Source organism: Pseudonocardia sp. 2-7 (assembly GCF_056341085.1).
The window spans coordinates 5096125-5114860 of the sequence record NZ_CP094507.1; the positions used below are offsets into that span (position 1 = coordinate 5096125).

The window sequence follows — 18736 nt, forward strand, 5'->3', positions numbered from 1 at the left end:
CATGCACCCCATCCCAGGATCGACCAGAGCGGGTGAGATCCGATGACCCAGGACCCGGGCGGACACGGCCCCGAGCCGACGTTCGCCGACGTCATGAACGGGTTCAGCCTGGACTCCAAGCGCAAGCCGAAGAAGCGCCGATGGGGGCGCAACCGTCCGGAGGACGACGTCGAGCCGGAGGTCGCCGCCCCCGGGCGCCCGGTCCCACCGCCGAACCCGGCCGAGGTGACCGGCCCCATCGGCGGATCGGCGGCCTACGGGCTGCCGCCCACCCCGGACGAGCTGGAGGCCCAGCGGACCGGTGACCGGCCGGACCGGCCGTCGCCGTACCCGGCACAGAACACGGGGCCCGGCCCCGCGCACGACCCAGTGGCAGCGCCGCCGCCGGTGCCCCCGTCCGCGGGTGGCGCCGCCTTCGTCCGGCCCTACGCCTGGACGCGGGGACGGACCAAGTCGGGCTACGAGCTGGCCGTCGAGACCCTGGTCTCGGTCAGCAACCGAGCCCGCAGCCAGCTGGAACGGCTGCCGATGGAGCACCGCTCCGTCGCCGACCTGCTGCTCGAGCAGACCCGCTCGGTGGCCGAGGTCGCGGCGCTGCTGTCGCTCCCCCTGGGCGTGGCCCGGGTGCTGCTCGGGGACATGGCCTCGAACGGCACGGTGACCGTTCACCAGACCGCGAGCACCCCCGGCAACGCGCCGGACCTCGCGCTGATGGAAAGGGTGTTGAGTGGACTCCGTCGGCTCTAGGCCACAGCCGCCCCAGCCCGCGGCCGGGATGGCCCGTGCCGCGACGATGTCGGCCAAGATCGTGGTGGCCGGTGGGTTCGGCGTCGGGAAGACCACCTTCGTCGGATCGGTCTCGGAGATCATGCCGCTGACCACCGAGGCGGTGATGACCGAGGCGAGCGCGTCGCACGACGACCTCTCCGCCACCCCCAACAAGCGGTCCACGACCGTCGCGATGGACTTCGGTCGCGTCTCGCTGGACACCGACCTGGTGCTCTACCTGTTCGGAACGCCGGGCCAGCAGCGGTTCTGGTTCATGTGGGACGACCTGGTCCGCGGCGCGATCGGCGCCGTCGTCCTCGTCGACACCCGGCGCCTGGCCGACTCCTTCGCCGCGATCGACTTCTTCGAGGACCGTGGCCTGCCCTACGTCGTCGGGGTCAACGCCTTCGACGGGCAGCTGCAGCACACCCTCGATGACGTGCGCGAGGCGATGTCGATCGACCCGGCCGTCCCGATGGTCGTGTGCGACGCCCGGCACCGGCAGTCGACCAAGGAGACCCTGATCGCGCTGGTGCAGCACGCGATGCACCAGCGGATGGCCGCCGGCGCGCGCTGACCCGTACCCGACCGACCCGGACACCGCGGCGGCGCCGGCACATCGTGTGCCGGCGCCGCCGCGGTACCGCGTCCGGGGCTAGTCGCGTCCGGCCGGCTGCTCCGATCCGGCGTCCACCGGGGCGATCGAGGTGATCCGGTGCAGCTGGATGCGGCGCAGCTCGCCGTCGAGCGCGTCACGGCCCTCCACGTACCCGCCGCCGACCGAGACCGGCGCGAGCACCCGGTCCCCGGCTACGCCGTGCGCGTCGACGTAGCCGATCCACACGGTCCGGCCCTCGCGCACCGCCTCCTGCAGCGAGGCCAGGTTCCCGGTCGCGCCGGTGAGTTCACGCCGCCCGGCGACACTGTCGCGTACCCCGGCCAGGCGGTCCCCCGCCCGCAGCCGCTCGACGAGTTCCTCGGCCCGGTCCGTCGGGGACCGGTCGACGACCCGGCTGGCGTCCCGGGTGCCGCGACGCAGCCGCGGCTCGGTGCGCCGCCCCTTCGGCCCGAGGTCGACGACGGCGCCGACCGCGTCCTCAGCGGCCGGGCTGAAGCCGGCCGCCCGCAGCCCGTCGAGCACCTCGGCCAGCGGCAGCGAACTGACCACGACGGTCGGGGCGATCCGGCGCAGCCCCAGCTCCTCGGCCGCGGAGTGCGCGAGCACCTCGGACAGGAGCACCTCGTCGTCGGAGCGCAGGAAGCAGCTGACCGCGCCGCCGCGCAGCCTGCCGTGCCGGCGGGCGACGTCGTCCACGAGGTAGGTCAGGGTCTGCGGGACCGGGGTGCGGGAACGGGCCTCGAGGATCTCGCGGACGTCGTCGGCGGTGCGGCCGGTGTCCAGCGCCCGGCGCAGGCTGCGCTCGGTGAAGCGGTACACCGTGGCGCCGCCCGCGGACTCGACCTCGGCCAGGATCGCGAGCTCGTGCGCGAGGTCCGCCGACAGCCGCCCGGGTGCGACGGCGGTCAGGTCGGCCTGGAGCAGGATCTCCTCCACCGGGGTGGGCAGCGCCGCGTGCAGCGTCGCGGCCAGCTCGGTGGGGTGCCGGGTGGGGTGCGCCGGGTCCGGGCGCAGGGCCGGGTCGAGCAGCACCCGCCCGGCCGTGGTGAGCGCGTCGAGGGCGACCACGCCGATCGCGGTGGCCTCGGCGACGGTCCAGCCGACCGTCTCGTCGCGCAGCCGTCCGCCGCGGCGCGGGGCGTGCCAGGCCAGCAGCCGCGCCAGGTCCTCCGGCGACCCCACCGAGGTGCCGGGCGAGAGGTCGGCGAGCGCGTCCAGGACCCGACGGCGGTCCCGGGCGGCCGGGGGACGGCGCGGCCCGTCGGACAGGGCGGTGATCGGCTTGCCGGTCTCGTCGCGGCGCCCCACCAGCCCGGGCAGGCGCGGCAGCTCCAGCCAGGCCTGGGCCAGCACCGCCCAGCGGGACTCCTCCGGGCCGGTCCCCCAGACGTCCCACGTGGTGGTCGGCAGCCACTCGGGTGCCACCGACTCGGTCGCTCCGACCAGGTCCGCGGCGTGCAGGATCTCCAGGACCAGCGCGGCGGTCGGCTCGTCGGTGTCGGCCGCCTTCGCCGCACGCTTGAGCTCGCGCACGCCGAACCCGCCCGAGCGCAGCACCGGCACCGACTCCCGCGCCAGCCACTCCAGCAGCAGGTCGGTGCGACGCAGGAACTCCAGCGCGGCCCCCGCGCCGGTGCCGTCGACCAGCGGGGTCTCCCGCACGCGCAGCGGGACGTCCGGCCGGGACAGGTCCAGCGGCCCCATCGGACGGTCGCCGCGCAGGGCGAGCGCGACCTGGCGGGGCAGCTCGACGGTGTCGGCGTCGCGGCGCGTGAGCAGTCCCTTCTCGACGAGTGACCCGACCGGCCCGGTCGAGCCGTTCGCGTTGCGGGAGCGGCCGACCGGCGGGCCCTGGGCGAGCACCTCGAGGACCTTGCGCTCGTCGTCGCCCACCCCGGCGAGCAGCGTGTCGAGCTCGGGTCCCGCCGCCGCACCGGTGGCGGGGGCGCCGAGCCCGGCGGGCCACGGCCCGACGACGTCAGCGGCCGCTGGGACCAGCGACACCGCGTCGTCCGGGCCCCAGGCCAGCGCGCGGTCGCGCAGCGCGGCGAGTCCCTCGGCGACGGTGGCCGCGTCGACGTCGGCGCCGAGCCAGCCGCGCAGGCCCGCGCCGGGCGTCGTCGCGTCGGCCGGGGTCCGCCAGGCCGTCGCCAGCACCAGCGCGTCCAGCACGGTCAGCGCGACGGTGCCCAGGTCCTCGCAGGCGCGCTGCACCGACGCCCGGATCGAGGCGCGGGTCGCGAGCACGGTGAGGTCGCCGGGGGGCGGGACGGCGAGGTCCGGACGCGCGCGCAGCAGCGCGGCGAGGAACCCGTCGTCCTGCCCGCGCAACCACTCGACCAGGGACGTCTGCATCATCGCCAGGGTAGTCGGACGATCGCGGGCGCACCGGGGCGGACAGCCGCGCCCGCGTCCGCGATACTGGGCACAGGAGACTGCCGCGGTCCCGCCCGGGACCGGACGACGACGCTGGAGGACGCGATGGCCGCCAAGCCCGCGAAGCAGGACCGGATCCACCCGGAGTGGCCGCACTCCGACGAGGGCGACCACCCGGTCACCGAGCTCCTGGGCAGCGTCCAGGGAAACATGTCGCCGTTCGGCGACATCGAGTTCCCGGTCGCCAGCGTGCCCTACGAGCACCCGGTCACCGAGATCAACCGCTGACCGTGGTCGCTGGCCTGTTGCTCGCGGGCGGCGCCGGGCGCCGCATGGGCACCCCGAAGGCGCTGGTCCGACTGCACGGTGAGCCGCTCGCGGTGCGGGCGGTGAAGGCGCTGCAGGCGGGTGGGTGCGGCCCGGTCACCGTCGTGCTCGGCGCCCGCGCCGACGACGTCACCGACGTGCTGCGCGGCGCCGGCCTCGGCACCGACGGCAGTGACGTCGGTGTCGTGGTCGCCGAGGACTGGGACGAGGGCATGGGCGCGTCGCTGCGGCGCGGGCTCGGGTCGCTGACCCACCTGCCCGGCACCGGCGCGGCGCTGGTGCACCTGGTCGACCTGCCGGGCATCGGGCCGGAGGCGATCCGCCGGGTCGTCGACGGCGCCGGGCCGTCGTCGCTGCGGCGCGCCGCGTTCGACGGCGTCCCCGGGCACCCGGTCCTGCTCGGCCGGGACCACTGGTCCGGGGTCGTCGCGCTGTCCTCCGGGGACTCCGGCGCCCGTGACTACCTGGCGGGCCGCTCCGACGTGGAGCTGGTCGAGTGCGGCGACGTCGCCGTCCCGGACGACGTCGACACCCCCGGGCAGCTGCGCCGCCTCGCCGGTACCTGAACCACCGCACCGGCCCCGACACACGTGCGCCCCGGTCCCTCGCGGAGGGACCGGGGCGTCGTCGTGCCGGGATCAGGTGTTGATGACCTGGCCGGGGGTGATCAGGTGCCCGGCGCCGAGGCCCGGGTTCTTGGACAGCAGGTCCTTCCAGTTCGCGATGCCGTGCGCGGCCGCGATCTGTCCCAGCGTGTCGCCGGACTTCACCGTGTAGGTGCCGCCGGACGACGCCGCGGGGGCGCTGGCCTTCACACGCTCCGGGGCCCGGGTGCCGGAGTCGGTCTCCAGGGTCCGCGGCGTGGCGGACCCGGACGCGCCGGTCTTGGACGAGCACGACGGCCAGGCGTTCCAGCCCTGGGCGGCCAGGACCTTCTCGGCGACGGCGATCTGCTGGGCCCGGGTGGCCTGGTGCGCCGACGTGGCGTACTCGCCGCCGCCGTAGGCCTTCCAGGTGCTCGGGCTGAACTGCAGGCCGCCGTAGTACCCGTTGCCGGTGTTCGCGGCCCAGTTCCCGGTGCTCTCGCAGTGTGCGAGGGAGTCCCAGGTGGAGTCGGTGGCGGCGTTCGCGGTGCCCACGACCGCCAGCATCGGGGCGCCGAGGACGGCACCGGCGACGGCGGTCCGGGCGATCGTGCGGCCGGCGGTGCTCGGTTTGCGGTGTTTCCCACGGTAACGAGGCATGGCTGGCTCTCCAGCGTGACGCGTCCCGAACCGCACCCGGGGAGTGGGTGCCCGTTCCGGCGGCCGGGGGAGCGGCCACCGATCCGTCTGTCGATCGGCCCTGTCCCACACCGATACCTCGGGGGCCGGTGGACCGCCGGACAGGGAGCGTTGCGGCACCGGAGCCCGGCCGCATGGGGGAGTCGGCCGAGCCGGGATCGAAGGTAGGTCACGTCAGGACGACGCGAAAGTCGACGGCGACACGGCGTGGCGTCGGACGTACCGGACACATGATGTTCGGGCAATGCGTTTGCGCAGGTGACGAGCCCCGATCACGAACGAGAAACGTTCGTGCAAACAGTGCGATCGGTTCCACAAACGTGATACAGATCACAGCGACTGGGCCATCCGGGGGCCCCGGCCCGTATACACGGAGTGGCGGGGGCCGCCCTACCGGCGCCCCCCGTACTGTCGGGGTCGTGACCACCGAGCACAACCGGCCCGGCCCCGCGCTCAGCCACGTCGACGACGCCGGGGCGGCCCGGATGGTCGACGTCTCCGACAAGCCGCCCGGCCGCCGCGCCGCCGTCGCGACCGGGACCGTGCACACCACGGCCGAGGTCGTGCACCTGCTGGAGACCGACGGCCTCCCCAAGGGCGACGCGCTCGCCACCGCCCGCATCGCCGGGATCATGGGCGCCAAGCGCACCCCGGACCTCGTCCCGCTCTGCCACCCGATCGCGATCAGCGGGGTGACGCTGGACCTGACCCCGGCCACCGACGGCGACGCCGGCCGGGTCGCCATCCGCGCCGAGGTCCGCACCACCGACCGCACCGGGGTGGAGATGGAGGCGCTGACCGCGGTCGCCGTCGCCGGGCTCACCCTGCACGACATGATCAAGGCCGTGGACCCGGCCGCCGTGCTCGACGCCGTGCGCGTCGAGCGCAAGGAGGGCGGCAAGACCGGGCTGTGGGAGCGCGGGGCATGACCGCCGCGCGCACCGCCCGGGTCGTCACCGCGTCCAACCGGGCCGCGGCGGGCGTCTACACCGACCGCGGCGGGCCGCCGATCGTCGCCTGGCTGCGCGAGCGCGGCTACGACACCCCGGACCCGGTCGTCGTGCCGGACGGCGAGCCGGTCGGGCAGGCGCTGCGGACGGCCGTCGCCGACGGGGTCGCGGTCGTCGTCACCACCGGGGGCACCGGCATCTCCCCCACCGACGCCACCCCCGAGGTCACCCGGGCGGTGCTCGACCACGAGATCCCGGGCCTGGCCGACGCGATCCGCCGCGCCGGGGAGGAGAAGGTGCCCACCGCGGTGCTCTCCCGCGGCCTGGCCGGGGTCGCGGGCCGCACCCTGATCGTCAACCTGCCCGGCTCCCCGGGCGGGGTGAAGGACGGCCTCGGCGTGCTCGCCGGGGTCCTCGACCACGCGGTCGACCAGCTGCACGGAGGAGACCACCGATGACCGATCCCGCGACCACGCGGACCGCGACGGTCCTGCGTGCGGCCGTCGGCGAGGAGCCGCTCGACGTCGACGAGCACGCCCGCCTGGTCGAGCACGCCGCGGCCGGCGCGGTCGTCACCTTCGCCGGCGTCGTGCGTGACCACGACGGCGGGAAGTCGGTGCACGGGCTGGAGTACAGCGCGCACCCGACGGCCGCCCGGATCGTCGCCGAGGTCGCCGAGCAGGTGGCCGCTCGCTCCCCCGGCGTCCGGGCGCTCGCGGTCAGCCACCGGGTCGGCCCGCTCGACATCGGCGAGGTCGCCCTCGCCTGCGCCGTCGCCGCCGAGCACCGCCGGGAGGCGTTCACCGCCTGCGCCGAGCTCGTCGACGAGGTGAAGCGGCTGCTGCCGGTCTGGAAGCACCAGCGGTTCGCCGACGGCTCCGACGAGTGGGTCAACTCGACCTGAGCCCGGCCGGGCGCCCCGGAACGACGGAACGGCCCGGGTCCGCCTCCCCTCGAGGGGAAGGAGGACCCGGGCCGTCGTCCGCCGGGGCGGGTGCTGGGGACACCGCGCACCCCGTGCCGCCCGTCCCGGATGGCGGCCCGGGAACGGTCGGCGGGATCAGCCGAGGTTCAGGACCTGGCCGACGCTGATCACGTTCACGTTGCCGATGCCGTTCGCGGCGGCCAGCGCGGCGACGGAGGTGCCGTGCGCGGCGGCGATCTTCCCGAGGGTGTCGCCCGACTTCACCGTGTAGCCGCCGGCGGCCGGGGCGGCCGCCTTCTTCTTCGGCGCGGAGGCGGCCGGGGCGGACGCCTTCACACGCTTGCCGGTGTCGGCCGAGTGGCCGGTGATGCCCAGCTTCTTCGAGCAGGACGGCCAGGCGCCCCAGCCCTGGGCGGCCAGCACCCTCTCGGCGACGGCGATCTGCTCGGCGCGGCTCGCGTTCTGCGCCGAGCCGGTGCCACCGAAGGCCTTCCAGGTGGACGGCGTGAACTGCAGCCCACCGTGGTACCCGTTACCCGTGTTGATCGACCAGTTGCCGCCGCTCTCGCACTGTGCGAGCTGGTCCCAGACCTCGTCCGGGGCGGCGTTGGCGGTACCGGCGATCGCAGCCGTCGCGCCGACCGCGACGACACCCGCCGCAGCCATGCGCAGCAGACTTCGGCCCTTGGGTCCCTTGGTCATCGTTTCGCTCCCACCGCGCCGTCCCGAGGACACGCACACTCCGCGCAGGAGGTCCCCAGGGCACAGATGTGCCCACCGTGTCGTCGCGGGTGCGTCGATCGGGACCGGGGAGCGACGTCCATGACGCCCGCGGAGGTGGTCTCTCTCGTCCCCGTCCCGTTCCGTTTCCTCGACGGACCGGACAGCCGCGGGACGGGGGTGGTTCGGCGCGGCGGGTCCGGATGTGTGACTCGTTCAGGCGGCCGCTCCGGTGGACCGGCCGACGAGAAAGGTGAATGCGCGGGAAGAATTCGTCAATGAAGGGACCCGTGAGCGGAATCACTGTGACAACGATGTAATTATCAGATTCTCCCTAAAGGCACTGGTCAACGACGTCACATCACGGACCTATCACGTGATCGTGAACATTTCTGATCCGGAAGCAACTCGAACCTTCCGGGGGCCTCGTTCGTCGTCACGGGGAGGTCCCGGACCCGCCCGCGCGGGGAGGAGGGACCCTCCTGCTGTGGCCGCGTTCACCGCTCGTCCTGCATGCTGGTTCGGTGAACGAACCTGCACCCGGCCCCGGGAGCCCGGCCGAGCTCGCCGACGCGCTGCGCGCGACCGGCTACCTCGCCGACGACGGTCTCGCGACGGCGGCCTTCCTCGCCCTGCGCATGAACCGTCCGCTCTTCTGCGAGGGCGAGCCGGGGACCGGCAAGACCGCGCTGGCCCAGGCACTGGCCGCCACGCTGGACGCACCGCTCATCCGCCTGCAGTGTCACGACGGAATCGACGCCGGTCAGGCCCTGTACGACTGGGACTTCCCCCGCCAGCTGCTGCACCTGCGCACCCTGGAGGCCGCGAGCGGGCGCGACGGGTTCGATCCGGACACCGTCGAGGCCGGCCTCTACGACGAGCGCTTCCTGCTGTCCCGCCCGATCCTGCAGGCGCTGCGCACCAGCCCGTCGGTGCTGCTCATCGACGAGATCGACCGCGCCGACGACGAGTTCGAGGCCTTCCTGCTGGAGGTCCTCACCGAGCACGCGGTGACCATCCCCGAGCTCGGGGAGGTGCGCGCCACGACGCCGCCGGTCGTCGTCCTCACCTCGAACCGGACGCGCGAGGTGCACGACGCGCTCAAGCGGCGCTGCCTCTATCTCTGGCTGGAGCACCCGAACATCGAGCGCGAGATCGAGATCCTGCACAGCAGGCTGCCCGAGGTGCCCGAGCGCCTCGCCGCGTCGGTCGCGCGGGCCGTGCAGAAGCTGCGCCACGCCGACCTGATCAAGCCGCCGGGTGTCGCGGAGACCCTGGACTGGGCCCGGGCGTTGCAGCTGATCGGTGCCCGGCACCTGGATCCGGAGTCGGCGGCGCGCACCCTCGGCGCCGTCCTCAAGTACCGGGAGGACGCCGACCGGGTCCACAAGCAGCTCGACACCCTGCTGGCATCCTGACCCGGCCGCGATGACCGTCCCCCCGAGCCCGTCCCCGGCGGCCCCGCCACGGCCGCCCGCGGCGGAGCCCACCGGCACCACCGACGAGCTGTTGACCGGATTCGTCGGGTTCACCGAGGTCCTGCGCGCGGCGGGGGTCCCGGTCACCCAGGACCGGGTGACCGCCTACCTGCAGGCGCTCGACACCCTGGAGGTCACCGACCGGGACCAGGCGTACTGGGCCGGCCGGCTGACGCTGTGCGCCGACCCCGACGACATCGTCCGGTACGACCTGGCGTTCCCGTCCTGGTTCGAGCCGACCAGCAACCGCCCGTCGAGCAACCGCGACGACCGCCCGCCCGCACCACCGAAGCTGGCCGCGCTGCTGCCCGGCAGCGAGGGCGGGGAGGACGACTCCGACGACACCGACGGCCCGCAGATCAAGGCCGCCGCGACCGGCGCGGAGATCCTGCGCAACCGCGACCTCGGGGAGCTCTCCCCCGCCGAGCGCGAGCACCTGCGCCGGCTGATGACCCTGCTGAAGCCGGAGCCGCCGACCCGGGCGTCGCGGCGCCGCAGGCGCAACCGGCACGGCGAGGCCGACCCGCAGCGCACGTTGCGCGCGGCGCTGCGCAACCAGGGCGAGATCTTCCGGCTGGCCCGGCGCGACACCTCGCGCCGGCCGCGCAAGGTCGTGCTGCTGATCGACGTCTCGGGGTCGATGGAGCCCTACGCGGACGCGCTGATGCGCTTCGCCCACGTCGTCGTCCGTCGCTCGCCGCGCTCGGTCGAGGCGTTCACCCTGGGCACCCGGCTCACCCGCATCACCCGTGAGCTGCGGCTGCGCGACCCCGAGCACGCGCTGCGCGCCGCGGGCAGGGCGATCCCGGACTGGTCGGGCGGCACCCGGCTGGGCGAGGTGCTGCAGGCCTTCGTCGACCGCTGGGGACGCCGCGGTGCGGCCCGGCGGGCGGTCGTGGTCGTCTTCTCCGACGGCTGGGAGCGCGGCGGCACCGAGCTGCTCGGCACCCAGGCCGAGCAGCTGTCCCGGTTGGCCCACCGGCTGGTCTGGGTCAACCCGCACGCGGGCAAGGACGGCTACGCCCCGGTCCAGGGGGGAATAGTCGCGGCCCTTCCGCACTTGGACGACCTGCTGGCCGGGCACAGCCTGGACACGCTGGAGAAACTGCTTGAGGTGGTGCGCAATGCGTGACGTGATCGACCAGCTCGAAGGCTGGTGGAAGAACGGTGAGCCGGCCGCGCTCGCGACGGTGGTCGGGACCTTCCGGTCCGCACCGCGCCAGCCGGGGGCATCGATGCTCGTCGGCCCGGCGGGCGAGGCCGTCGGCTCGGTCTCGGGCGGCTGCGTCGAGGGCGCGGTCTACGAGCTCGGGCAGCAGGTGCTGTCCGAGGAACGGCCGGTGCTGCAGCGCTACGGCGTCTCCGACGACGACGCGTTCGCCGTCGGCCTGACCTGCGGCGGCATCCTCGACATCTTCGTGGAGAAGGTGACCCCGGAGACCTACGCACAGCTCGGCCGGATCGCCGAGGCGATCCGCGACGAGGACCCGGTCGCGGTGGCCACGGTCGTCGCGGGCCCCTCGGAGCTGCTCGGCAGGCGCCTGATCGTCTGGCCGGACCGGACCGAGGGCGGCACCGGTTCGGACCGGATCGACGACGCCGTGCGCGACGACGTCCGCGGTCTGCTCGACTCCGGCCGCAACGCGACGCTGACCTACGGCGTCCACGGCGAGCGACGCGGGGAGGGCCTGCAGATCTTCGTCGAGTCGTTCGCGCCGCCGCCCCGCATGATCGTGTTCGGGGCGATCGACTTCGCCGCCGCGGTGGCCCGGATGGGCACCTTCCTCGGCTTCCGGGTGACCGTCTGCGACGCCCGTCCGGTGTTCGCGACCGCGAGCCGCTTCCCGGGGGCCAACGAGGTCGTGGTCGAGTGGCCCCACCGGTACCTGCAGGCGGAGGCCGACGCGGGCCGGATCGACCAGCGCACCGCGCTGTGCGTGCTCACCCACGACCCGAAGTTCGACGTGCCGCTGCTGGAGGTCGCGCTGCGGCTGCCCGAGGTCGGCTACATCGGGGCGATGGGCTCGCGGCGCACCCACGACGACCGGCTCGAGCGTCTGCGCGAGCGGGGCGTGACCGAGGCCGAGATCGCGAAGATGTCGTCGCCGATCGGGCTGGACCTGGGCGCCCGCACCCCGGAGGAGACCGCGGTGTCGATCGCCGCGGAGATGATCGCCCAGCACTGGGGCGGCGAGGGCGTCCGGTTGGCCGAACGCGAGGGGCCCATCCACGCGTCCTGACCTCCTCCGCTTTCGGCCAGGCCGGAGCCGGTCGACGACCCGGCTCCGACCTGCGGATCGGCGCGCCGTCCGCCGATCGAGGGGGTCGCGGGACAGGGTGTCCCTGTACCGTGGGCCACACGCTCGTGACAGATCCGCTCGCCGTCGTCGAGTGGTGAGTCGACAACGCGCAGCAGCAGGAGGAGGGCAACGTGGTCCTCACCGGTTCGGCCGGTCCCGTCGCCCCTGACCACGGGCATCGCGGAACCGTGCGACGGGAGACCGTTCTCGTGCTCGACGGGGAGACCGGCACGTCCGGCGCCGACGAGGGTTACACCGTTCGCGCGGCGCACCGCCCGCGGGAGCGGCCGCGGCTGTCCAAGTTCCACGCCCCGGAGATCGTCTTCGGGCCGGACTCGCTGCCGGAGACCGCGCACGCCGCCCTGCGGCTCGGTGCGCGCCGGCCGTTCGTCGTCACCGACCCGGGGGTGACCGAGGCCGGGTGGCCCGCCGAGCTGCTGCGCCACCTGCGCGCCGCGGGCCTGCGTCCGCAGCTGTGGAACGAGATCACCCCGAACCCGAAGGACCACGAGATCCAGGCCGGGTTCGAGCGCTACGAGAGCTCCGGCTGCGACGTGGTGATCGGCGTCGGCGGCGGCTCGGTGATCGACGCCGCGAAGGGCGTCGCCCTGCTCGCGGCCAACGGCGGCACGATCCTCGACTACGAGGGCATCGACCGCATCGCCAACCCGATCCCGCCGCTGGTGATGGTGCCGTCGACCTCGGGCACCGGCGCCGACGTCTCCCAGTTCTGCATCATCACCGACACGGCCCGCCTCACCAAGATCACCATCATGGGCCGGGCCCTGGTCCCGGACGTCTCGGTGATCGACCCGCGGCTGCTCGTCACCATGCCGGACTGGCTCAACGCCGCGACCGGCCTGGACGCGCTCACCCACGGCATCGAGGCGTTCGTGTCGCTGGCCCACGGCCCGCTGACCGACACCCACGCGCTGCACGCGGTCGCGCTCGTCCACGCCAACCTGCCGACCACGATGATCCGCCGCCACGACGACGGCCCCCGCACCGCGATGGCGCAGGCCGCGCTCGAGGCGGGCCTGGCGTTCACGAACGCGATCCTCGGCGCCACCCACGCCATGAGCCACCAGGTCGGCGGCATGCTCGATCTGCCGCACGGCCTGATCAACGGGGTGCTGCTGCCACACGTGATCCGGTTCAACGGTTCGGCCTCCGACGCCGACGCGGCGCGCTTCGTCCCGATCGCCCAGGCCATGGGGCTGCCCGCCCGGCCGGGGATGCCCGGCGACGAGGCCGTGGACATGGTCGCGACCGAGGTCCGCAAGCTGGCCGACGAGGTCGGCGTCCCGACCGGGCTCGCCGCGATCGGGGTGCGCGAGGCCGACGTCCCGCGGCTGTCCCGGCTCACCCTCGGCGACGCCTGCCTGACCACCAACCCGCGCACGGCGAGCGTGGAGCAGATCGAGAACCTGTTCCGGGAAGCGCTGTGACGCCCGCACGGAGGCCCTCGCGGTGACCGCCGCCGCCCGCTTCCCGCGCCGCCGCACTCCCGCACCGCCCTCGTCGCCGGCCGCCGGGGGCCGGGCCCGCCCCGACCTCGACCAGCTCACCGGCCTGCGGACGGGCAAGCCGTCGTTCTACCCGGAGTACCGCGAGGGGGCCGAACGACTGCGCCGGGTCATCCTCGCGCTGGACCGGATCTCGGCCGCGCTGGTCCGCACGATGGAGGGCTCCGAGGCGCTGGTCCGCGCCGTCGCCGACGCGGCCGCCGACCACCTGTCGGCGGACTGGGTGGTGCTCGGGCTCGTCGACGGCGAGCTGCCCGACGCCGCGCCGCGGCACGTGGTCCTCGGCCCCGACGGCGTCGAGTGGGCCGACCTGGGGTCGGTGCCCGAGCGCGTGCGCCGGCACGTGGAACGGCTGCACGCCGGCGACGGCCATCACCACCACCACGAGGACGACCCGCGCCCCCGGCACCTGCACGTCCCGATCCGGCTCGACGGACGCACCGTCGGCGGGTTCGTCGCGTGGACGCCGCCGGAACGGCACATCGACGACACCGACCACTCGGTGCTGCGCATCCTGGCCGGTCAGACGGCGTCGGCGCTGCAGAACTGCGCGCTGCTGGAGCGCGCCGAGCGGCTGCACGCACGCACCGCGGCCCAGGCCGAGGACCTGCGTGTCCGCAACGACGAGCTGATGCTCACCCAGCAGGCACTCGGGGCGGCCCGCCAGCGGGAGGTCCTCGACAACGAGCGGCACCGCATCGCCCGCGAGCTGCACGACAGCGTCACCCAGTACGCCCTGTCGGCCGGGATGCACATCGAGCTGTGCCGGTCGGAGATCACCGAGCCGGTCCTGCTCCAGCACCTCGACACGGCCAAGGACCTGACCCGGCGCGCCGTCGAGCAGCTGCGGTCGGCGATCTACGCGCTCAACGACGACGACCACGCCGACAAGGACCTGCCCTCGATGCTGCGGCAGCTGTCCACCGTGCACATGCCCGACGAGCTGCGGGTCGAGGTGACGATCGGCGGGGCCCCGGTGCCGCTGCCGCACGAGCACGAGCAGTCGCTGTTCCGGATCGCCGGCGAGGCGTTGTTCAACACGGCGATGCACGCGTCGGCCTCGCGGGCGGTGGTGCGACTGGCCTACGCCGACGGCCGCGTCCGCCTGTCGATCTCCGACGACGGCGGCGCCTCACCCGAGCAGATCCGCCGCACGCTGCGTGCGGCGTCGGTGCGCGGCCCCTCCGGGGAGCACCGCGGCCTCGTGAACATGGACGCCCGCGCCCGCGAGATGGGCGGGGCCCTGCGGTTCCGCCGCTCGCGGATCGGTGGGCTGCAGGTGCAGGTGGACGTCCCGATCGGGACGCCGGGGAAGGAGCTCGGATGAGCAGCGGCACACGGACCGCCCCGGGCGGTCCCGGGCACGTCTCCGGCGGCCCCGCCCGGGGCCGCGCCGTCACGGACGCCCGCAGCGGCGGCGGACCGGATGCCCGCGGCGGAGCCGGTGTCGGTGCGCACGGCCCCGGCCTCGGCGGTGGTCACGGCGGTGGTCACGGCATCCCCGGTCAGGCGGGCCCCGGGCAGGGCGGCGGGAACGCGCCGGGCGGCGGGATGCACGGGTCCGGTGGGACCGCCGCGACCCGCAGCGGTCCCGGTCCCGCGGGCGTCGCGGCGCGGCCGATCCGGATCGTGCTGGTCGACGACCACTCGATCATGCGCCAGGGGCTGCGCGCGGTACTGGAGCGCGAGGACGACCTGCGCATCGTGGGCGAGGCGGGCAGCGCGCCGGAGGCGTTCGCCGCCGTCGCGACCGGCCGGCCGCAGGTGGTGCTGCTCGACCTCAAGCTGGCGTCCGGCCCGCAGACCGACGGTCTCGAGGTCTGCCGCAAGCTGTGCGCCGACCACCCCGGCATCGGGGTGCTGGTCCTGACGACCTTCGCCGAGGACCGCCTCGTCGTCGAGTCGGTGCAGGCCGGCGCCCGCGGCTACGTGGTGAAGGACGTCGACACCACCGAGCTCGTCCGTGCCATCCGCGCGGTGTCCCGCGGGGAGAGCGCGTTCGACGCCCGGTCGGCGTCGGCGATGGTGCGGTCGCTGTCCGGCGGGATGCCCGACCGGGAACGGCTGACCGACCGTGAGCTGGACGTGCTCCGTCTTCTGGCCCGGGGGCTGTCCAACCGCGCGATCGGCGCCGAGCTGTTCATCTCCGAGACGACGGTCAAGTTCCACGTCGGCAACCTGATGCGCAAGCTGATGGTGTCGCGTCGCGCCGAGGCGGTCTACGCGGCCACCAAGCTCGGCCTCCTCTGACCTCGACGTCCCCGGCCACGCCTCTCCGCCCGGCACGGCGGAGGGCGGCACGGCGGCACGGCGGCACGGCGGCACGGCGGGAGGGTGTGCGAGGCGAGGGGGCGTCGTCGCTGATTCCGGATCGCGTTCCGCGGAACGCGATCGCCCCGGTCCGCGCCGATCCCACCGTCGGTCTGGACCGGAACTGTCGGGCCCACCCGGCATACTCCTGTCGAACACACGTTCGACGAAGGAGAAAGCGCCGTGCCGACCTCCACCCCCACGACCACGCCCGCCGGTGAACTGAGCCTGCCGGATCTCGAGTCCGAACTCCTCGGCCTCGCCGGCCACATCGCCGCCGCCGAGTGCCGGTTCCTGCGCCTGCTCGCCGAGTTCGACGACCGCGGCGGCTGGTGCGGCGTCGGCGTCCGGTCCTGCGCCCACTGGCTGACCTGGCGGGCGGGGATGAGCCTGCGCACCGCGACCGAGCACCTGCGGGTCGCGCACGCACTGACCCGGCTGCCCCGGATCACCGAGGCGTTCGCGGCCGGCCGGATCTCCTACTCCAAGGTCCGGGCCGTCACCCGCCTCGTCGGCGCGGACGACGCGGTCCTCGACCGCATGGCCGCCGCTGCTCCGCCGGCCACCGCCACGGAGCCGCTCCGGCGCCCAGGTCGCGACCCCGACGACGACTCCGGCGGGGCATCGGTCGACTGCGCATCACGGGGAGGGCCTGGTGACACCGTCCGGGGAGCGGGAGACGCGTCCGACACGGGCACGGACCGCAGCGCCGGAGACGTCGACGGCCCCGGAACGGGCGCCGGATCCGACCTGTCGGACGCCGGGAGGACGGACAGAGCCACCACGTCACCCGCCGGACGCGGGGACACCGGTCCGTGGGACGGCACGGGGAGCCGGCCGGTCGCCGTCGCCGCTCCGGAGCCGCTCCGGGACACCGAGCCGGACGATCCTCCGCTGGCCGCAGCCGGGCCGGACGCCGAGCAGGTGCTCCTGGACCTGGCGCTCGGCGGGACCGCGAGCCATGTCGAGACCGTCGTCCGCGCGGTCCGCCGCCGCTGCGCGCCGCCGCGCGACGTCGCCGCCCGGCGCGGGGTGAGCTGGCACCACGACGTCGACGGGTCCCTGGTCGTACGGGCCCGGCTCACTCCCGAGGACGGCGCCCTCCTGGTCGCCGCGATCGAGGCCGGGGTCGCCACCGCACGCCCGGCTCCCGCCGGCCACACCGCCCCGCCCGGCGACGAGGACACCGACGATCCGGCCGCACGTGAGGGGCGACGGTCGGGATGGGACGGGCCCGATCCGCACGAACAGGCCCGCCGCACGGAGGAACAGACACCGGGCGCCGTCGTCGACACCCTGGCCGCCCGGCGGGTCGACGCCCTGCTGGGCCTGGTCGTCCGCGGGCCGGGAGCGGCCGGAGCCGCGGTCGTCGAGCGGGGTGCGGCGCGGGTGACGGTCGTCGTCGACGCGGGGACCGGCACCGCGCGCCTCGCCGGCGGCCCCGAGATCGCCGCGAGCACCGCCGAGCGCCTGGCCTGCGACGCCCGGGCCCGGGTGCTGCTCACCGACCGCGCCGCGAACCGGATGTACCTCGGCCGGAGCAGGCGCCTGGCGAGCCCGGCGCAGATCGCCGCCCTGACCGCCGACGGCGGCGGTTCCTGCCGGTTCCCGGGGTGCCACCACGCACGCCACCTGCACACCCACCACGTCCGGCACTGGCTGCGGGGCGGGCCGACGGACGTCGACAACCTGGTCCTGCTCTGCTCGTTCCACCACCGGCTGGTGCACGATCACGGCTACCTGGTCCTGCGTCCACCCGGCGAGGACTGGCTGTTCCACCGGCCCGACGGCACTGCCGTCGAGGCCACGGGCAGACCGCTGGACGGCAGCGCCGAGTCCCTCGTCGAACGGAACACGCGGGCCCGGCTGCGGATCGATCGCAGCACCCTCACCCCGGACTGGTACGGCGACCGGCTCGACCCCGAGCCGATCCTCGACGCCCTGCTCCCGCCCGGCACGACGGCCGCCGCGGCCTGAACCCCGCAGGTCCTCCGCCGGGCGACCGAGCACCCACACGGCCGGAAGAGGACGCGGGCCGCAGCGCACCGGCCGGTGGGAGACCGCGGGAGACCGGCGCGGAACCGGTGGGCGGGAGGACGGACCGCGTTCCGCGGAACGCGACGTCAGCCCGCCCACCCGGCATCCACGCCCGGACCGGCCTGCGCCTTCGTGACCGGCCCGGTCAGCGCGTCGCCTGGACGGTGACACCCAGTGGCACATCGGGGAGGCCGTCGGTCACGTGCCACCCGCCGTCGTCGTCCCCGGCCATCCGGCCGGGCAGGGCCTCCCAGGGGACGACCCGGTGCTCGGTGAGACCGGACAGCGTCGGTCCCTGGTCGAGGAGCGCGGTGACCACCTCACCGAGGCCGTGGTTCCACTCGTGGGATCGGCGACGAGTGCGTCCACGCCGTAGTCGGGGCTCTGCGCGTGCAGCGGGGCGCGGACATCCCAGGAGGCGCGGTCGAGGGAGAGCGAACGGTCCGCCCGCCCAGCGGAGCACGGGCGGGCCGCGGGGACGACCGGATTCCGGCCCCGGTAGACAGGTCCGATGCGCTGGTACGCCGAACGCCCCGACCGGATCGCCCGCCAGGTCGTCGCCGACGTCGTCGCGCTGCTGTGGACGGTCCTCGCCGTCACCGCCGGCGTGGCCGTGCACGACGGGCTGTCCGCGCTGCGTGGGCCCGGAGACTCGCTGGTCGCCGCGGGCGGACGGGTCTCCGACACCTTCACCGGCGTCGCCGGGGCGGTCGGTTCGATCCCGTTCGTCGGGTCCGACCTGGCCCGCGCGCTGGATCCGGCCGCGGGGGCGGGCACCGAGCTCGTCGCGGCGGGGCGGGAGTTCGGCGACGCCGTCGGCACCCTCGCGACGGGGGCGCTGGTCGTCGTCCCGCTGGTGATGCTGCTGCCGGTGCTGCTCGGCTGGCTGCCGCTGCGGCTGCGCTACGCCCGGCGGGCCGGTGCCGCCGTCGCGGCGCGGACCGCCGCGACGGACCTGCTGGCCGTGCGGGCGCTGTCCCGGGTGCCGGTGTCGCGGCTGGTCCGGGTCGCGCCCGACCCGGCGGCGGCGTGGCGGTCCGGGGACCCCGCCGTCGTCGCGGCGCTGGCCGCGCTGGAGCTGTCCGACCTGGGGCTGCACGCACACCCGCACGACTGA

19 protein-coding genes are annotated in these 18736 nt (G+C 75.0%); 15 read left to right on the plus strand and 4 right to left on the minus strand.

The features are described from left to right. Nucleotides 1–42: 42 nt before the first annotated feature. Both MTO91_RS24560 and MTO91_RS24565 read left to right on the plus strand, forming a co-directional pair. Nucleotides 43–747 (plus strand): DUF742 domain-containing protein, encoded by a 705-nt coding sequence (locus MTO91_RS24560; RefSeq protein WP_246352700.1) that lies wholly within the window; start codon nt 43–45, stop codon nt 745–747. A 28-nt stretch (nt 748–775) separates the two neighbouring features. Beyond that, nucleotides 776–1345, plus strand: coding sequence for a GTP-binding protein (locus MTO91_RS24565; RefSeq protein WP_100878854.1), 570 nt, complete (start codon nt 776–778; stop codon nt 1343–1345). Nucleotides 1346–1423: 78 nt separating this feature from the next. Here MTO91_RS24565 and MTO91_RS24570 read toward each other — a convergent pair whose 3' ends face one another. Continuing rightward, on the minus strand, nt 1424–3745 hold the full coding sequence (locus tag MTO91_RS24570) for a helicase-associated domain-containing protein (protein ID WP_179761694.1): 2322 nt from the start codon (nt 3743–3745) through the stop codon (nt 1424–1426). 123 nt (nt 3746–3868) lie between these two features. Here MTO91_RS24570 and MTO91_RS24575 point away from each other — a divergent pair, with 123 nt between their 5' ends. Beyond that, nucleotides 3869–4051 carry a hypothetical protein gene (locus tag MTO91_RS24575; protein ID WP_073576669.1) on the plus strand — a complete coding sequence of 61 codons (183 nt, stop codon included), beginning with the start codon at nt 3869–3871 and terminating at the stop codon, nt 4049–4051. A gap of 2 nt (nt 4052–4053) precedes the next feature. Continuing rightward, on the plus strand, nt 4054–4656 hold the full coding sequence (locus MTO91_RS24580) for a nucleotidyltransferase family protein (protein ID WP_073576670.1): 603 nt from the start codon (nt 4054–4056) through the stop codon (nt 4654–4656). A 72-nt stretch (nt 4657–4728) separates the two neighbouring features. Here MTO91_RS24580 and MTO91_RS24585 read toward each other — a convergent pair whose 3' ends face one another. Next, nucleotides 4729–5334: a LysM peptidoglycan-binding domain-containing protein gene (locus tag MTO91_RS24585; protein ID WP_073576671.1), complete on the minus strand. Its 606-nt coding sequence runs from the start codon at nt 5332–5334 to the stop codon at nt 4729–4731. Nucleotides 5335–5792: 458 nt separating this feature from the next. Between MTO91_RS24585 and moaC the strand changes: the two genes are divergently transcribed. From moaC to MTO91_RS24600, 3 genes are read left to right on the plus strand one after another with little or no spacing between them, the layout of a single operon-like run. After that, nucleotides 5793–6302 carry a cyclic pyranopterin monophosphate synthase MoaC gene (moaC, locus tag MTO91_RS24590; RefSeq protein ID WP_073576672.1) on the plus strand — a complete coding sequence of 170 codons (510 nt, stop codon included), beginning with the start codon at nt 5793–5795 and terminating at the stop codon, nt 6300–6302. After that, nucleotides 6299–6781, plus strand: a complete 483-nt coding sequence (locus tag MTO91_RS24595; RefSeq protein ID WP_073576673.1) for a MogA/MoaB family molybdenum cofactor biosynthesis protein — start codon at nt 6299–6301, stop codon at nt 6779–6781. The genes moaC and MTO91_RS24595 overlap by 4 nt, the downstream gene beginning before the upstream one ends. Beyond that, nucleotides 6778–7227 carry a molybdenum cofactor biosynthesis protein MoaE gene (locus MTO91_RS24600; RefSeq protein WP_224387119.1) on the plus strand — a complete coding sequence of 150 codons (450 nt, stop codon included), beginning with the start codon at nt 6778–6780 and terminating at the stop codon, nt 7225–7227. Before MTO91_RS24595 ends, MTO91_RS24600 begins: the two co-directional genes overlap by 4 nt. A 156-nt stretch (nt 7228–7383) precedes the next feature. On the opposite strand, the gene MTO91_RS24605 is transcribed toward MTO91_RS24600, so the two are convergent. Next, nucleotides 7384–7950, minus strand: coding sequence for a transglycosylase family protein (locus MTO91_RS24605; RefSeq protein ID WP_476652944.1), 567 nt, complete (start codon nt 7948–7950; stop codon nt 7384–7386). A gap of 542 nt (nt 7951–8492) precedes the next feature. Here MTO91_RS24605 and MTO91_RS24610 point away from each other — a divergent pair. The 7 genes from MTO91_RS24610 (at nt 8493) to MTO91_RS24640 (ending at nt 17559) form a co-directional block, all read left to right on the plus strand. After that, on the plus strand, nt 8493–9386 hold the full coding sequence (locus tag MTO91_RS24610; RefSeq protein WP_073576676.1) for an AAA family ATPase: 894 nt from the start codon (nt 8493–8495) through the stop codon (nt 9384–9386). A gap of 10 nt (nt 9387–9396) precedes the next feature. Further along, entirely contained in the window at nt 9397–10578 is a 1182-nt protein-coding gene (locus MTO91_RS24615; RefSeq protein WP_083658813.1) for a vWA domain-containing protein, read from the plus strand. Further along, entirely contained in the window at nt 10571–11686 is a 1116-nt protein-coding gene (locus MTO91_RS24620; RefSeq protein ID WP_178375819.1) for an XdhC family protein, read from the plus strand. The genes MTO91_RS24615 and MTO91_RS24620 overlap by 8 nt, the downstream gene beginning before the upstream one ends. Nucleotides 11687–11934: 248 nt before the next feature. Further along, a complete protein-coding gene (locus MTO91_RS24625; protein WP_224401297.1) occupies nt 11935–13194 on the plus strand; it encodes an iron-containing alcohol dehydrogenase in 1260 nt (419 codons plus the stop codon). Between the two features lie 22 nt (nt 13195–13216). Next, on the plus strand, nt 13217–14599 hold the full coding sequence (locus MTO91_RS24630) for a MadS family sensor histidine kinase (RefSeq protein WP_307799856.1): 1383 nt from the start codon (nt 13217–13219) through the stop codon (nt 14597–14599). Beyond that, nucleotides 14596–15522, plus strand: a complete 927-nt coding sequence (locus MTO91_RS24635) for a MadR family response regulator transcription factor (protein ID WP_476652946.1) — start codon at nt 14596–14598, stop codon at nt 15520–15522. The genes MTO91_RS24630 and MTO91_RS24635 overlap by 4 nt, the downstream gene beginning before the upstream one ends. 243 nt (nt 15523–15765) lie before the next feature. Next, nucleotides 15766–17559, plus strand: a complete 1794-nt coding sequence (locus tag MTO91_RS24640; RefSeq protein WP_405421437.1) for an HNH endonuclease signature motif containing protein — start codon at nt 15766–15768, stop codon at nt 17557–17559. Nucleotides 17560–17764: 205 nt separating this feature from the next. On the opposite strand, the gene MTO91_RS24645 is transcribed toward MTO91_RS24640, so the two are convergent. Beyond that, a complete protein-coding gene (locus tag MTO91_RS24645; RefSeq protein ID WP_405421435.1) occupies nt 17765–17938 on the minus strand; it encodes a hypothetical protein in 174 nt (57 codons plus the stop codon). A 192-nt stretch (nt 17939–18130) separates the two neighbouring features. Between MTO91_RS24645 and MTO91_RS24650 the strand changes: the two genes are divergently transcribed. Further along, entirely contained in the window at nt 18131–18736 is a 606-nt protein-coding gene (locus MTO91_RS24650; protein ID WP_476652947.1) for a hypothetical protein, read from the plus strand.

What these genes read in the sequence shown, in the direction of transcription:
- MTO91_RS24595 (WP_073576673.1), top strand. Translation starts at nt 6,299, where the DNA reads ATGACCGCCGCGCGCACCGCCCGGGTCGTCACCGCGTCCAACCGGGCC.
- MTO91_RS24650 (WP_476652947.1), top strand. Translation starts at nt 18,131, where the DNA reads ATGCGCTGGTACGCCGAACGCCCCGACCGGATCGCCCGCCAGGTCGTC.
- MTO91_RS24570 (WP_179761694.1), bottom strand. Translation starts at nt 3,745, where the DNA reads ATGATGCAGACGTCCCTGGTCGAGTGGTTGCGCGGGCAGGACGACGGG.
- MTO91_RS24620 (WP_178375819.1), top strand. Translation starts at nt 10,571, where the DNA reads ATGCGTGACGTGATCGACCAGCTCGAAGGCTGGTGGAAGAACGGTGAG.
- MTO91_RS24600 (WP_224387119.1), top strand. Translation starts at nt 6,778, where the DNA reads ATGACCGATCCCGCGACCACGCGGACCGCGACGGTCCTGCGTGCGGCC.
- MTO91_RS24605 (WP_476652944.1), bottom strand. Translation starts at nt 7,950, where the DNA reads ATGACCAAGGGACCCAAGGGCCGAAGTCTGCTGCGCATGGCTGCGGCG.
- MTO91_RS24585 (WP_073576671.1), bottom strand. Translation starts at nt 5,334, where the DNA reads ATGCCTCGTTACCGTGGGAAACACCGCAAACCGAGCACCGCCGGCCGC.
- MTO91_RS24565 (WP_100878854.1), top strand. Translation starts at nt 776, where the DNA reads ATGGCCCGTGCCGCGACGATGTCGGCCAAGATCGTGGTGGCCGGTGGG.
- MTO91_RS24560 (WP_246352700.1), top strand. Translation starts at nt 43, where the DNA reads ATGACCCAGGACCCGGGCGGACACGGCCCCGAGCCGACGTTCGCCGAC.
- MTO91_RS24635 (WP_476652946.1), top strand. Translation starts at nt 14,596, where the DNA reads ATGAGCAGCGGCACACGGACCGCCCCGGGCGGTCCCGGGCACGTCTCC.
- MTO91_RS24615 (WP_083658813.1), top strand. Translation starts at nt 9,397, where the DNA reads ATGACCGTCCCCCCGAGCCCGTCCCCGGCGGCCCCGCCACGGCCGCCC.
- MTO91_RS24575 (WP_073576669.1), top strand. Translation starts at nt 3,869, where the DNA reads ATGGCCGCCAAGCCCGCGAAGCAGGACCGGATCCACCCGGAGTGGCCG.